We start from the raw sequence: 13,057 nt of genomic DNA, 5'->3' as shown, positions 1-13,057 counted from the left end.
TGCTTCGGGTCGGTCACGACAGCCTCCCACGCAGGTAGAACGTCGGTCGGTAACCGGCGATGCCCATGGTGCGGGCGGTGTCGTCCAGCTCGGCCTCGGCGTCGGCGAGCAGGGTCCGGACGTGCCTGTCGGGCAGTCCCTCGTCCAGCGCGGTCCGGGCCGCCTGGAGCTTCGTCACGCCCCGGGTCAGCGCCGGGTCGCTACGCCGGTCGGTCAGCAGGGACATCTCCATGGCCAGCGCGGTCAGCCCGGCCAGTCGCGCTGTCGTACCCGGTCCGCGTACCGACCCGGTCCGGGCGACGCCGCGCCAGATCGAGCGCGCCGACAGGGCGAGGAACGCCGCGACGCAGCCGGCGAAGAGCCAGGGCAGCGCCGGCAGCGCCACCCGCAGCGGGTCCACCGGCTGGTACGGCAACGGCCGGTCGAACAACCCCGTGTACCGCACGTCGGTCACCCGGGCCAGGTAGGCGTTGAGCACGTTGTCCTGCGGGTACTCGTACCGGCTGAGCCGGTCGCCGAACTGGCCGTAGAAACTCGCCGCGGTCACCTCGGCGAACTCCTCGCCGCCCGGGCCGTGGTACTCGACCCAGGCGCCGTAGAGCACCACGATCGGCCGGTCCGGGAAGACCCGGGCCAGCGCGGGACCGTACCGGGGGAGGGGTTCGCCCTGCGGCTGGCGGGGCAGCGCGACGTACAGCGCGTCGTTGTCCGGGAACGCGCTGGCCGCCGTCTTGGCCGGCACGGCGGTCAGCGTCGCGCCGTCGGCCACGTGTCGCCCGGTGGCGCGCAGGTCGGCGGTGACCGTGGCGAGGTCGGTCGCGGCCGGGTCACGCCACCGCAGCCCGTCGCGGTCCGGCGGGCTCGGCTCGTCCCCGAGCGCGGCGATCAGCGTCACCAGCAGGTCGGTCACGTCCCCGGTGGCGAACTGGGCCCGCCAGCCGGGCAGCGTGTCCGCGTTGGCCTGGTAGATGCCCCCGCTGACCTGGAGGCCCAGCACCCGGACGGTGACGTCCTCCACGTCCCGGACCCGCTCGCGTTCGGCCTCGTCGAGGCCGGGCGGCGCGACGAGGATGCGGACGTCCCGGTCACCGATCGCCTCGCGGACCCGTTGCTCGTCCCAGGACGCCACCGACCCGGGCAGCCGCACCACCGGCGCGGCGGCGACCATGGCGTCCATCTCGGCGACCGACGGCACCGTGGTGTCGGTCAGTTCCCCGGCCGACCCCTCCGGCACGGCGGCCGAGGCGGGGGAGCGGCCGTAGCTGACGTCGACGCTCTGCCGCTGGGCGAGCAGGAAGACCACCAGCACCAGCACGGCCAACCCGAGGACCACCCAGCGTACGGCGTCGAGGCGGTGGCGCAGCGTCCGCTCAGCCATCGTGACCCGCCCGCCACAACCGGTCGGCCTGTTCGGCGTACCGGGTCGCCAGTCGGGCCGCGTCCGCCCCGCCGTGCCCGGCGGCGATCAGCTCGGCCCGACTCATCAGCTGCTCGGCCTCGGCCACCGGGCGCGATGCCGCGTCCCGGCTGACCGTCGCGCTGTCGATCGCCGCCCGCGCCGCCGACCAGGCGACCCGCCGGTCCCGCTCCCGTGTGCGCCAGCGGGGCACCAGCGTGGCCGCGGCACCCGCCGCGACCAGCAGCACGCCGCCGGTCAGCCAGATCAGCCACATGACCAGTCGACTCCCGGATCAGCTCGCAGGGAAGGACACCCCCGACGAGTGTGGCTGATCGAGGCGAACAGATCCGCGGTGGACGCAACGTCCCGGGCCGGTCACGGTACGGGGCGGGTGGCGCCGTCCCTGACCAGGGTGAACACCTCCTCGTGGGCGTCCAGGCTCCGCTCGGCCCCGAACAGCTTCCGCGCCTCGTGGGCCTTGCTCTCCCGCCAGTCCGCCGGCGCGTCGGCCATCTCCAGGATCGCCCGTTCCAGCGCCTCCGGGTCGCGCGGCGGGACCACCCGGCCGAACTGGGTCGCCAGCACCGGATAGCGCCCACCGGGCAGGTCGGTGGTCACCGACGGCACCCCGCACATCATCGCCTCGGCCTGCACGATGCCGAACGACTCGGCGACCGAGGGCAGCGCGAACACGTCGATCGAGGCGTAGAAGTCGTCGATCTCCGGCCCGCGTAGCTCGCCGAGCACCTGGATCCGGCTGTCCGCGCCGATCTCGGCCCGGATGGCGGCCAGGTCGTCCCCGCCCATCACGGTCTTGTAGTTCCCGCCGATGAGCAGGCGGGCCCGGGGTTCGGCGATCCGCCGGAAGGCCCGGACGAGGTAGACGATCCCCTTGTCCTCCACGATCCGGCCGAGGAACCCCACGTGCAGGCCGTCGCCGTCGCGGTAGCGCGGCTGGCCGCCCCGCCGGTCCAGGCAGGGGGACGGGATCGGCCGGTAGATCTTCTCCCGCATCAGCGGCCAGAACTTCGAGTGGTGGGCCTGGTCGTCGCTGTACGCGAGCACCGCCGTGGACCGGCGCAGCGCCGACCGGGAGGTGACGTCGGAGGCGGCCACCGCCACCCGGTTCAGCCGGCCGGGCGGCAGGTACAGGTCGATGTGGAGCATGCTGACGACCGGGGTCCGCCCGGCCAGCCGGGCCACCACCGAGCCCTCCGCCATCGGCAGGTTCAGGTAGAGCAGCGAGGAACGGCGGGCCAGCCGACCCGCGAGCAGCGGGTACGCCGGACTGATCTGGGCCCGGGTGATCTGCCCCAGCACCGGGGCCCGGTGCACGTCGACGCCGTTGAGCCGCTCCCGGCGGGGCGTGGCCGGGTCGTGCTGACTGGTCACCACCGCCACCCGCCAGCCGCGTGCGGCCATCCCCTCGGCGACGGCCTGCGCGGTGTGGGTCACGCCGCTCATGTACGGGGTGTAGTAGGTCAGCGCGACCGTGAGGTCGTACTGCGGTTCCCTGGTCGACATGGCATTCCTCTCTCGGGTGCGTGGTGCCGGGTCAGGCTTCCTGCCGGGGCCGGAGGGAGACGACGACGTGCTGCCCGTGGTGGTCCGACAGGCCGTCCGGGGCCACCATCCGGTACCGGTGCACCGTGACGTCCGGGCTGGCGAAGACCCAGTCGAGGCGCCACAGCGGCAGGCCGTAGCGGGCCCACGAGACGGGGTACGCCGAGTCCAGCGCCCCGGTGGCGTCGACCAGCCGGTCCGGCAGCGCGCGGAGCAGCCCCATCGCCGGTGACGTGTTCAGGTCGCCGGCCAGCAGCACCGGGTGCGGATTGCCGGCGACGTCGGCGGCGAGCGCCCGGTAGCCGGCCCGGCGCAGGTCGTGCCGGGCGAGCCCGTCGTCGGCGGTGTCCGGGTGCCGGGCCGGCAGCCCGACCGGTGGGACGTGCAGGTGCGCGTTGTAGACCGAGAGCACCCGGCCGCCGACGAGCAGGTCGGTGCGGAGCGTCTTGACCGTGTGGTACGCCGGCAGCGACGAGTCGGCGGGCGGCAGGTCGGACCAGCGTCGCTCCAACCAGGGCCGCAGGTCGATCGGGTGGTCGCCGACGATCGGGTACCGGGAGATCGTCACCAGCTCGCCGGAGAACGCCACGTGGTAGCCGGGGAACTCCCGGCGGATCCGGGCCAGGTCGTCCAGCCGGATCGGGTCGTAGTCCACCGTGTCGATGTAGAGGTACTCCTGGAGCAGGTAGACGTCGGCGGCCCGGGTGTGCAGGTACCGGTAGAACCGGTCCGGGTCGGTGATCCGTTCGCCCTCCGGGCCGGTCGCCAGCAGCTGGTCCCAGTACCAGGTGTTCCAGGAGAAGATCCGCAGCGCGTCCGGCGGGGCCGGTGGCGGCCGGTGCCACAGGGCGGTGGCGTTGACCCCCGCGGACGGCCAGCCGAGCGCCAGGGCCCCGACGGCGAGCGTCGCGGCCACCGTCCGGGCCCGCGCGGTGCCTGCCGCCGTCTCCCGCCGGGCCAGCGGCACCAGCGCGAGGAGCAGCACCGGTACGACGGCGAAGATCAGCGGTGGCAGCAGGTCCGGCAGGTTCCACCACCAGACCCGACCGGAGAGCACCCGGTGCGCGGCCACGAGGAGCAGCCACGACCCGGCCGCCGTCCACACCGCCCGGCGGCCCCACCGGCGCGTCCCCGGCGCGGCCACGTCGACGGCGGTCACCCCTGGCTCCGCGCGGCCAGCAGCAGCACCCCGGAGAGGACGGCCCAGAGCGCCGAGTTGGTGACCAGCGCCGGATCCCGCACCAGGGTACGGACCGGGTTCCCGCCCGCGTCCCGGACGAGCACCAGTTGCAGGTAGCGGAACAGCCCGAAGATGGCCAGCGGGGTGAGCAGCACCGTGGCGGTGGGGCCGTACCCGCCCAGCGGCGCCTCGTCGCGCAGGTAGAGCAGGTAGCTGCCGGCGGTGAGCGCGGCGGAGAGCTGCATGAGCTGGTCGGTCAGGGCGACGGTGTAGCCGCGCAGGGCCGGCCGGTGACCACCTCCGGTGGCACGTAGCTCCTGCCGGCGCTTGCCGAGGGTGAGCAGCAGACACAGGGTGAACACCGCGGTGAGCAGCCAACCCGGGACGGTCGTGCCGGTGGCCAGGTGGCCCTGGATCAGCCGGAGCGCGAAGCCGCCGGCCACCAGGAAGACGTCCAGCAGCGGCACGTGCTTCAGGCCGAGCGAGTAGCCGAGGTTGAGCAGCAGGTAGGCGACGACCGGCCAGGCGACCGCCACGGTGACCAGGGTGAGCACCGTGACCAGCAGGATGGCCACCCCGGCGGCGAAGAGGACCGCCGCGCGCGGGGTGAGCAGGCCGGCGGCGATCGGCCGGTGCCGCCGCGCCGGGTTGTCCGCGTCGCGCCGCCGGTCGACCAGGTCGTTGAGGACGTAGACCAGCACGGAGCCGAGGGTGAACGCGGTGACCGCCCAGACCAGGCCGCCCAGGCCCGAGCGGGTCCACGCCTGCGGGTCGAGCAGGGGGACCGAGACGACCAGGACGTTCTTCGGCCACTGGCCGGGACGGGCCAGGTGGACCAGGCTGCCGGCCAGGCCGGCGGAGCGCCGGGAGGCGTCGCCGGTGGCCGGGTGCGGCCGGGCGTCGGTGGGGTGCGGACCGGCGGCGTGGACCGCCGGACCGGTGCGGATGGCCGGGTTCATCAGAAGAACGCCTTCGCCAGGCGCAGGGCCCCCTGCGACCAGGGTTCCCGGCTGGTCCGTCCGGCCTGCGGGGCCCCGCCGCCGCTCCGGTGCGCCCGCCACCACTCGAAGGTCCGCAGCAGCGCGTCGGCGTTGGAGTGGCGCGGGGTGAAACCGAGCAGCCGTCGGGCCTTCTCGGTGCTGACGTACGAGTCGGCGAGCAGTTTGTGGAGCAGCCGGTCGTAGACCGGGGAGAGCCGGGCGCGGCCGAGCATACGCAGGGCGAACAGGGCGGGGCGGGCGGGGACGGAGACGACGCGTCGTCCGTGCCCGGCGGCGTCGAGGACGGCCTGGAAGTCCTCGCGGAGCGTGCCGAAGTGTTCGGCGGCGACGTTGAAGGTGTCGTCGGCGACCGCCGCCTCGGCGCGCAGGACGGTCAGCAGGCAGGTGACGAGGTCCTCCACGTCGCACATCTGGATGCGGACGTCGCCCCGGCCGAGGATGGGGAAGTGCCGGCCCTCGTGGGCCCACTCGAACAGCATCGCGAAGAGGCCCATCCGACCGGGTCCGAGGAACGTCTTCGGCCGCAGCACCGGCACGCAGAGCCCGCGTCGCCGGAACTCCTCGGCGACCTGTTCGGCGGCGGTCTTGGCGCGTCCGTAGGTGTCGACCGGTTGCCGGGGATGCTCCTCCGGGGTGGGAACCTGGGTGGGCAGCCCGTAGACGGCGGTGGTGGAGACGTGCACCACCCGGGGCACGCCGGCGGCGTGGGCGGCGGCGAGGACGGTACGGGTGCCGTCGACGATGACGGAGTGGATCTCGTCGGGGGCGTAGCTGGGCAGGGCGGCGGCGCAGTGCACGACGGCCGTCGCGCCCGCGCACGCCCGGGCCATCGCCGCCGGGTCGCGGACGTCGGCGACGGTGGCGGTGACGGCCGGGTCGGCGGGGGTCCGCAGGTCGACGGCGTGCACCCCGACGCCCTGTTCCCGTAGCCGGCGGACGACGACGCTGCCGAGCATGCCGCTCGCACCGGTGACCACGACGGTGTCGCCCCCGCCTACCATGTCGCGCTCACCTTCTCCTTGACGAAGCCGGTGAGCAGCCGGCGTAGGCCGAGGGCGAGGGTGGCGTCCAGGGCGGTGAGGAAGTGTTCCAGGTCGGCGGGTTCGATCATGAGGGTGGGGGCCACCATGAGCGGGTTCTCCACGTTGGGGCTGTAGTACGTCATGATCTTGTGCTCGCGGTACAGGTGCGCGATGACCGACAGGGTGACCAGTTTCGTGCCGAAGTTGGGGTCCCGGCTGAACCCGGGCATCAGCTTCCCGGCCAGGTCGAGGAGTTTCGGGCCGTTGTTGAGGAACACCCCGTGCAGGGAACCGACCCCGGCGACCCGGTCCACCGCGTCGGGGTGCGCGGCGCGGATGCGTTCCAGGCCGGCGGTGAGGATCTCCTCGATGCGACGGGCCCGGCCGGGGAAGTCCTCCTCGACCACCACGTTGACCGCCTCGATGGCGGTGGCGGTCTCCTCGCCGAAGCCGTAGTAGGTGGTGCTGTGCAGGATCACGTCGGCCAGCCGGTCGTACGCCCGGCGGAACAGGCGTTCCCGGGCGGTGTACCCGGAGATCGACGCCTTCCCCCCGCCGAGGGACTTCGAGTAGACCAGGACGTCGGGCAGCAGCCCGTCGTAGCGCATGAAGTGGAACAGGCTGCCGGTCTTGCCCCACCCGGTGTACACCTCGTCGAAGATCAGCACGATGTCCTCGTCGTCGCAGAGTCTCCGCAGCTCCCGCAACGCCGACTCCGACCAGCACCGCAGACTCGACGCGGAGTACGGCTCCACCATCAGCGCGTACACGTCGCACCCGCCGTCCGGCCGCCGGGCCGCGTCCACCGCCGCCCGCACCGCCGCCACGTCGCCGTACGGGTACACCACGATGTTCGGCAGGCCGGGGAACCGGAAATGGTTCTCCGACGACCCGGTCAGGCTGCCCGCGCCCAGGGTCTTGCCGTGGAAACTGATATCGGCGCGCAGGATCGTCTGCCGCTTGCCCTCGTGGTACTTGTACGCCATCTTGATGGCGCCCTCGTTCGCCTCCGCCCCCGAATTCGGGAAATAGGAGATGTTCAGGTCTCCCGGCAGCAGTTCGGCCACGTTGTGACTCAACGCCGCCAGGTACGGCGAGAAGAACGCCTTGTGCACCTCCATCCGTCGCTCGGACGCGAACCGCGCCCGCGCGGCGAGGATCCGTGGATGGTTGTGCCCGTGGTTGAGCACCCCCACCCCACCCGAGAGATCCAGCACGCGGCTCCCGTCCCGCATGTGGACCCACGCGCCCTCGGCCCGTTCCACCAACTCCCGGCCGAAACCGAACGTCGTCATCAACGACACCTGCGACCTGCTCACGTACCGCCGGTACAGGTCGTGCACCTCCCGGACCCCGAGCTGCTCACACTCGTCAATCCCGATCAACCTCGACAAGACCACTGCCCTCCCTCACTGCCGCGTCCACTGCGGACGACCTTCGAAGAACGACCTCCACCACGCCCAGCGCCACCCCACCGACCACCACCTCACCCACCGTCGTCACCAGCCGACTCGCCACCGCCACCGCCACCGCCGACGGCACCGGCAGCAGGAGCGCCAACGCCCCCGCCAGCACCGCCTCCCGCACCCCCAACCCGTCCGGCACCACGACGGCCAGCACGCCGAACACCGTGGCCAGGCCGAACGCCCCCACACACAGCGGCAGCGCGGAACCGGCGTCGGCGCCCATCGCCACCGCCAGCAACCACAGGTGCACGCCGCTGACCAGCCAGGAGAGGGTCTGCCAGCCGATCGCCGCGCGGACCGCCCGGCCGGCGAGGACCGGCGCCGGGCCGGGCCGGCGCAGCAGCCGCAGCGCCCACCCGACCAGCCGGCCGAGCAGCCCCGGCCAGCAGAGCGCCAGCAGCACCGGCAGCGCGGCGAGCGCCAGCCAGGCCACCCGGTCGCCGAGCACCCGCACCCCGGCGAGCAGGCCGACGGTCAGCCCGGTCAGGTGCACCAGCACCGTGGTGACCGTCCCGGACACCAGCATCCGGGGCACGGTGACGCCGTTGGCGGCCCCCACCTTCACCGCGGCGACCAGGCCGGGGAGCTTGCCGGGCACGTACTTGGCGAGGAATCCGACCAGGTAGACACGGAGCAGCCGGACCGTCGCCACCGGCGGGCCCAGCTCCCGCAGGACCGCCCGCCAGGCCAGCATCCCGATCAGCGGACCGACGGCGGCGGCCAGCAGCGCGCCGGCCAGCAGCAGGCCGACCTGGCCGCCGTCGCGCCGGGCGAGCAGGACCGCGACGACCGACCAGTCCTGCCCGGCCAGCGCCCGGGTCACCGCCACCGCCACCGCCAGCGCGAACAGCGCCCCGAGCCACCGCCACACCCGCCGTCGCCACGACCGGCTCGTCCCGCCGGTGACGGGGGCCGCGCCGGCCGGGACGGGCGTGGGATCGAGGTCCGCCGTCATGGCCGCACCCGTGCCGGTCGCGGTCCGGGCGCGGGCTCCCGCAGCAGCGCGTACCCGGCGCGCGGTACGCCCGCGACCAGCCCCGCCACCAGGGTGAGCTGCGCCAGCACGTGGAGCCCGGCGGCGGTGAGCGCGAACCACCCGCCGTGCAACCGGAACGCGAACCGGAGGAACCGGTGGTTGGCGGCGGCCACCACCACGGCGCACAGCGGCCCGGTCCACGCCAGCGACGGCACCGCCACGCCGAGCGGTCCGGCCGCCAGCGCCAGCGCCGAGGCGACCAGGGTCACCCGGGCGGACCGGTCCAGGTGCCGGAACCGTTCCGGCGACATCATCGCCACCCGGGCGCCCGCCGCGCCGGCCCGCTGCCGCCGCCAGGTCCGGGTCATCAGCAACGGCTTGGCCATCGCGCGGACGAACTGCTCCCGCAGCATCGGCCACAGCCGGTCCACGTCGTCGTGCCGGGTGAGCACGGTGTCGGTCGCCACGATGCGGAACCGGGCGGGCAGCCGGGTGCCGAACTCGTCGTCCTCCCCGTCGCGCAGCCGCTCGTCGAAACCGCCGGCCTCGGCGAACACGGCGGCCGGGATGAGCGTGGCGGCGAAGAGCGCCCCGGTCTCCCGCCCGACGGTCGCCCGTCGCCAGAAGTGTTCGAAGGCGACGCGGTAGCGCTCGACGGGTCCGTCGTCGTAGAGGGGGTGGGGGGCGTAGATGCCTTGGACCATGCCGGTGTGGGGGGTGGTGTGGAGGGTGTGGAGGGCGTTGGTGATGGCGTCGGGGTGGAGTGCGGTGTCGGAGTCGACGAAGAAGAGGAGGGGTGCGGTGGTGTGTCGGGCTCCGGTGTTGCGGGCGGCGGCGGGTCCGGTGTTGGTGGGTTGGGTGATGAGGGTGCAGGGGAAGTCGTGGGTGATGGTGGGGGAGTCGTCGGTGGATTGGTCGTCGACGACGATGACTTCGGTGGGTTGGTGGGTCTGGGCGTAGATGGATTCGAGGCAGGCGCGCAGGGTGCGGGCCTTGTTGTGGTTCGGCACGACCACCGCCACCGCGTCGTTCATCGCGCGTACCCCCGGGCCAGCGTGTACGCCACCCGCAGCGTCCCCACGCCGGTGCCGAGGACGGCCAGGGCGTAGAGCAGCGTGTGCAGCCCGGTCGCGTACACGGCGAAGCCGGCGCCCCGCAACCGGTAGGTGAAGCGGAGGAACTCGTGGCTGGTCGCGGTGGACGCCACGAGCAACGCCAGCCAGACCGGCGCCAGCCAGGGCAGGAACGGCACGAAGGGCAGCGTCGCCAGGCTCAGCCCGGACAGCGCCAGCCCGGTCGGCGAGAACGCGTTGACCCGCATGCCGGTGCCGGCGTTGCGCCGCCGCCAGGCGTGCAGCATCACCATCGGGGTCTGCGTGGCGAAGCCGAACTGCTCGCGGACGAACGGCAGGAACCGGTCCACGTCGTCGTGCCGGGTGAGCACGGTGTCGGTGACGACCAGCCGGAACCGGGCGGGCATCCGGGTGCCGAACTCCGCGTCCTCGCCGGTGCGCAGCCGTTCGTCGAATCCACCGACCTCGTCGAAGACCGCGCGGGGGATCAGCGCGGCGGCGAACAGCGTCGCCGCCCTCGACCGTCCGACGCTGCGTCGTCGCCAGAAGTGTTCGAAGGCGACGCGGTAGCGCTCGACGGGTCCGTCGTCGTAGAGGGGGTGGGGGGCGTAGATGCCTTGGACCATGCCGGTGTGGGGGGTGGTGTGGAGGGTGTGGAGGGCGTTGGTGATGGCGTCGGGGTGGAGTGCGGTGTCGGAGTCGACGAAGAAGAGGAGGGGTGCGGTGGTGTGTCGGGCTCCGGTGTTGCGGGCGGCGGCGGGTCCGGTGTTGGTGGGTTGGGTGATGAGGGTGCAGGGGAAGTCGTGGGTGATGGTGGGGGAGTCGTCGGTGGATTGGTCGTCGACGACGATGACTTCGGTGGGTTGGTGGGTCTGGGCGTAGATGGATTCGAGGCAGGCGCGCAGGGTGCGGGCCTTGTTGTAGTTCGGCACGACCACCGCCACCGCCTCGCCGGCCGGCATCAGCGTCTCCCCGTGACGTCGGCCGGCACCGGGCGCGACCGTGCTGCCGGCGGGCCGCCCCCGGCCGGGTCGGTGCGACGCAGCCGGGTCGCCGCGCCGACCAGCAGCGCCGCGCCGAGCAGCGTGTAGAGCAGTTCGACCGGCCGGACCCAGGCCCGCTCGGTGAGCGGCACCAGGCCGAGGACGTGCACCACCCACCAGGGCAGGGGCAGGGCGAAGACCAGCCACAGCCCACCGACCGTCAGTCGCCCGCCGCCACGGGGCCGACGCGCGACGAGCAGCACCAGCAGCGGCACGCACCAGACCCAGTGCGTGTACCAGGTGACCGGCGAGACCAGCAGGCCGGTCACCGCGCACAGCAGGAGTCCGGTGACCTCCTCGTGCCGGCGGCTCGCCCACACCGCCACGGCCAGGCCGGCCGTGCCGACCAGGGCGCTCAGCGGCAGCCACACCGGGTGCGCGGACTCCGGCAGGAGGTTCAGCACGGCGCCCCGTACCGAGCTGCCGAACGCCTCCTCGCCCGGCGGACGGGTCCGCGAGCCGTCCAGCCCGGCGCCACCCCAGAAGGTCCGGGATGCGTGCGGCAGGAGAAGGAAACCGGCCCCGACGGTGCCGAGGAAGGTCACCAGGGCGGTCACGCCGGCCCGCGTCCGGCCGGTCAGCAGCAGGTACCCGACCACGATGAGCGGGGTCAGCTTGATCCCGGCGGCGACGCCGACCAGGACACCCCGGCACCGGTGCGGCCGTAGCAGGTCGACCAGGACCAGCGCCAGCAGGAGGAGGTTCACGTTGCCCAGCAGCAGGGTGCCGGCCACCGGCGAGAGCGGCAGGACGATCGCGGTGCCGGCCGCCAGCAGCCCGGGCCGGTGCGGGGCGACGTAATCGACCACCAGCCACACCACGGCGGGCACGGCGAGCGTCGACAGCACCGTCCAGGCCCAGAACCCGACCGCCGGATCGACGTACGCCAGCGGGGTGAGCACCAGCGCCGCGAACGGCGGGTAGGCGAAGCCGTACCCGGCGAGGGACACCTCGTACGGCGAGCCGCCGTCGAGGACGGCCCCGGCCGCCGCCCGGTAGACCGCGAGGTCACCGCCGGGGACCCAGGCACTGCCGGTACGCGTCGCGACCCACTGTCCGGCCACGACCGCGGTGACCGACGCGCCGACGGTCAGCAGCAGCACCCCGGTCGCGCCGCCGGGCGTCCGGCCGCCGTGACCCGGAACCTTCGGCGTGGGCAGCCTCACCGGGGCACTCCCACCGTAGGGTCGGCCCGCCAGGTGAGCCGGTGCCACAGCCGCTGCCCGGTGCCGACGGCCGCGCCGGCCGCCGAGGTGAGCTGGTAGAGCAGGTGGACCAGGGCGAAGCGCAGCCCGAAGCGGACGCCCCGGTCGGCCGCGACCCGCCGGTAGGTGCCGGCCTCCAGGGCGGTGGCCCCGGCGAGCAGGAACAGCGGTACCGCGACTCCCGCCGGCCCGGTGACCAGCGGCAGCGGCGAGGCGAGCGCGGCGGCCAGGACGAGCCCGCTGGCCAGCACCCGTGCGGTCGCGCCACCGAGCGTCTCGCCGGGCCGCACCTCGGCGGCACTGGCCCGGGCGCGGAGGAACACCTTCGGCAGCAGCACCCGCAGCGTGGTGTCGTGGTCGTGCACCCCGGCGATGGCCGCCGTGCCGCGCACCTCGTAGCGCTGCCGGAGCCGGTGCCCGTACTCCGGGGCCTCGGTGTGCCGCAGGTCGGGATTGAACGGGCCGACCTCGCGGAACACCTCGGCGCGCATCGCGCACAGGGCGGTGTGCAGCCCCTCCATCGGGCCCTGGTGGGCCAGCCACCAGTGGTGCATCTGCAGTGCCCGGTACTCGGCGACCAGGTTGCGGGTGAGCAGGGACTGCGGCCGTAGCACCCCGCAGATGGCGCCCAGTCCGGGCGAGGAGAGCAGGTGCGTGACGGCGGCGGCGACGCTGTCGGGCTCCAGCGCGACGTCGGCGTCGAGGAAGAACAGGATCTCCCCCCGGGCGTGCGCGGCTCCCCGGTTCCGGGCCGCGCCGGGCCCGCTGTTGGTTGCCAGCCGCAGCACCGTGGCTCCGGCCGCCTCGGCGATCGCGGCGGATCCGTCGTCGCTGGCGTCGTCGACCACGACGATCTCGATGGCGGGGTACGTCTGCCGCCGCACCGACCGTACGCAGATCGCGACCGTGCGGGCCCGGTTGTAGCAGGGGATGACGACGGAGACCAACGGGTCCACTGTGCCTGCCTTCCTCACGTCCGGGCGGCGGCCCGACCGGCGTGGTCCCGTGCGGGGGCGGGTTCGGGCGACGTTCCGGGTAGCCGGAGTCCGTGCGGGGTGGAATTTGTCGACAGGGGTCCGTCGGTGGATTTTCCGAACGGTTCCCCCGGTCAGGAAATGGCGAGACCGTG

General features: G+C 73.7%; 12 protein-coding genes. All 12 read right to left on the bottom strand.

Annotation, left to right across the window (positions count from 1 at the left end; translation table 11 throughout):
- Nucleotides 1-13: 13 nt before the first annotated feature.
- The 12 genes from QSK20_RS09925 to QSK20_RS09870 all read right to left on the bottom strand — a co-directional run bounded on the left by QSK20_RS09925 (nucleotide 14) and on the right by QSK20_RS09870 (nucleotide 12,875).
- Nucleotides 14-1,378: a hypothetical protein gene (locus tag QSK20_RS09925; protein WP_285788292.1), complete on the bottom strand. Its 1,365-nt coding sequence runs from the start codon at nucleotides 1,376-1,378 to the stop codon at nucleotides 14-16.
- The gene (locus QSK20_RS09920) at nucleotides 1,371-1,673 is read right to left on the bottom strand and encodes a DUF6403 family protein (RefSeq protein ID WP_285788291.1); all 303 of its coding nucleotides are present in this window, start codon (nucleotides 1,671-1,673) and stop codon (nucleotides 1,371-1,373) included. Before QSK20_RS09920 ends, QSK20_RS09925 begins: the two co-directional genes overlap by 8 nt.
- 101 nt (nucleotides 1,674-1,774) lie before the next feature.
- On the bottom strand, nucleotides 1,775-2,923 hold the full coding sequence (locus QSK20_RS09915; RefSeq protein WP_285788290.1) for a glycosyltransferase family 4 protein: 1,149 nt from the start codon (nucleotides 2,921-2,923) through the stop codon (nucleotides 1,775-1,777).
- Nucleotides 2,924-2,954: 31 nt separating this feature from the next.
- A complete protein-coding gene (locus QSK20_RS09910) occupies nucleotides 2,955-4,121 on the bottom strand; it encodes an endonuclease/exonuclease/phosphatase family protein (RefSeq protein WP_285788289.1) in 1,167 nt (388 codons plus the stop codon).
- On the bottom strand, nucleotides 4,118-5,101 hold the full coding sequence (locus tag QSK20_RS09905) for a UbiA prenyltransferase family protein (protein ID WP_285788288.1): 984 nt from the start codon (nucleotides 5,099-5,101) through the stop codon (nucleotides 4,118-4,120). Before QSK20_RS09905 ends, QSK20_RS09910 begins: the two co-directional genes overlap by 4 nt.
- Complete coding sequence (locus tag QSK20_RS09900) at nucleotides 5,101-6,144, bottom strand: NAD-dependent epimerase/dehydratase family protein (RefSeq protein ID WP_285788287.1); 1,044 nt, start codon at nucleotides 6,142-6,144, stop codon at nucleotides 5,101-5,103. The genes QSK20_RS09905 and QSK20_RS09900 overlap by 1 nt, the downstream gene beginning before the upstream one ends.
- Nucleotides 6,138-7,460 carry an aspartate aminotransferase family protein gene (locus QSK20_RS09895; protein WP_285788286.1) on the bottom strand — a complete coding sequence of 441 codons (1,323 nt, stop codon included), beginning with the start codon at nucleotides 7,458-7,460 and terminating at the stop codon, nucleotides 6,138-6,140. The genes QSK20_RS09900 and QSK20_RS09895 overlap by 7 nt, the downstream gene beginning before the upstream one ends.
- 76 nt (nucleotides 7,461-7,536) lie before the next feature.
- Entirely contained in the window at nucleotides 7,537-8,586 is a 1,050-nt protein-coding gene (locus QSK20_RS09890; RefSeq protein ID WP_285788285.1) for a lysylphosphatidylglycerol synthase domain-containing protein, read from the bottom strand.
- Nucleotides 8,583-9,641, bottom strand: coding sequence for a glycosyltransferase family 2 protein (locus tag QSK20_RS09885; protein WP_285788284.1), 1,059 nt, complete (start codon nucleotides 9,639-9,641; stop codon nucleotides 8,583-8,585). Before QSK20_RS09885 ends, QSK20_RS09890 begins: the two co-directional genes overlap by 4 nt.
- The gene (locus tag QSK20_RS09880; protein ID WP_285788283.1) at nucleotides 9,638-10,642 is read right to left on the bottom strand and encodes a glycosyltransferase; all 1,005 of its coding nucleotides are present in this window, start codon (nucleotides 10,640-10,642) and stop codon (nucleotides 9,638-9,640) included. Before QSK20_RS09880 ends, QSK20_RS09885 begins: the two co-directional genes overlap by 4 nt.
- Complete coding sequence (locus QSK20_RS09875; RefSeq protein WP_285788282.1) at nucleotides 10,642-11,889, bottom strand: glycosyltransferase 87 family protein; 1,248 nt, start codon at nucleotides 11,887-11,889, stop codon at nucleotides 10,642-10,644. The genes QSK20_RS09880 and QSK20_RS09875 overlap by 1 nt, the downstream gene beginning before the upstream one ends.
- Nucleotides 11,886-12,875 (bottom strand): glycosyltransferase family A protein, encoded by a 990-nt coding sequence (locus tag QSK20_RS09870; RefSeq protein ID WP_285788281.1) that lies wholly within the window; start codon nucleotides 12,873-12,875, stop codon nucleotides 11,886-11,888. Before QSK20_RS09870 ends, QSK20_RS09875 begins: the two co-directional genes overlap by 4 nt.
- Nucleotides 12,876-13,057: the final 182 nt, after the last annotated feature.

It is taken from the genome of Micromonospora sp. NBRC 101691 (assembly GCF_030269285.1).
In the GTDB taxonomy this organism is placed as follows: domain Bacteria; phylum Actinomycetota; class Actinomycetes; order Mycobacteriales; family Micromonosporaceae; genus Micromonospora; species Micromonospora echinospora.
The sequence above is the reverse complement of the archived record's forward strand: the minus strand, read 5'-3'. Positions and strand labels throughout refer to the sequence as shown.

What these genes read in the sequence shown, in the direction of transcription:
- QSK20_RS09925 (WP_285788292.1), bottom strand. Translation starts at nt 1,378, where the DNA reads ATGGCTGAGCGGACGCTGCGCCACCGCCTCGACGCCGTACGCTGGGTG.
- QSK20_RS09920 (WP_285788291.1), bottom strand. Translation starts at nt 1,673, where the DNA reads ATGTGGCTGATCTGGCTGACCGGCGGCGTGCTGCTGGTCGCGGCGGGT.
- QSK20_RS09915 (WP_285788290.1), bottom strand. Translation starts at nt 2,923, where the DNA reads ATGTCGACCAGGGAACCGCAGTACGACCTCACGGTCGCGCTGACCTAC.
- QSK20_RS09905 (WP_285788288.1), bottom strand. Translation starts at nt 5,101, where the DNA reads ATGAACCCGGCCATCCGCACCGGTCCGGCGGTCCACGCCGCCGGTCCG.
- QSK20_RS09900 (WP_285788287.1), bottom strand. Translation starts at nt 6,144, where the DNA reads ATGGTAGGCGGGGGCGACACCGTCGTGGTCACCGGTGCGAGCGGCATG.
- QSK20_RS09895 (WP_285788286.1), bottom strand. Translation starts at nt 7,460, where the DNA reads ATGACGACGTTCGGTTTCGGCCGGGAGTTGGTGGAACGGGCCGAGGGC.
- QSK20_RS09890 (WP_285788285.1), bottom strand. Translation starts at nt 8,586, where the DNA reads ATGACGGCGGACCTCGATCCCACGCCCGTCCCGGCCGGCGCGGCCCCC.
- QSK20_RS09885 (WP_285788284.1), bottom strand. Translation starts at nt 9,641, where the DNA reads ATGAACGACGCGGTGGCGGTGGTCGTGCCGAACCACAACAAGGCCCGC.
- QSK20_RS09880 (WP_285788283.1), bottom strand. Translation starts at nt 10,642, where the DNA reads ATGCCGGCCGGCGAGGCGGTGGCGGTGGTCGTGCCGAACTACAACAAG.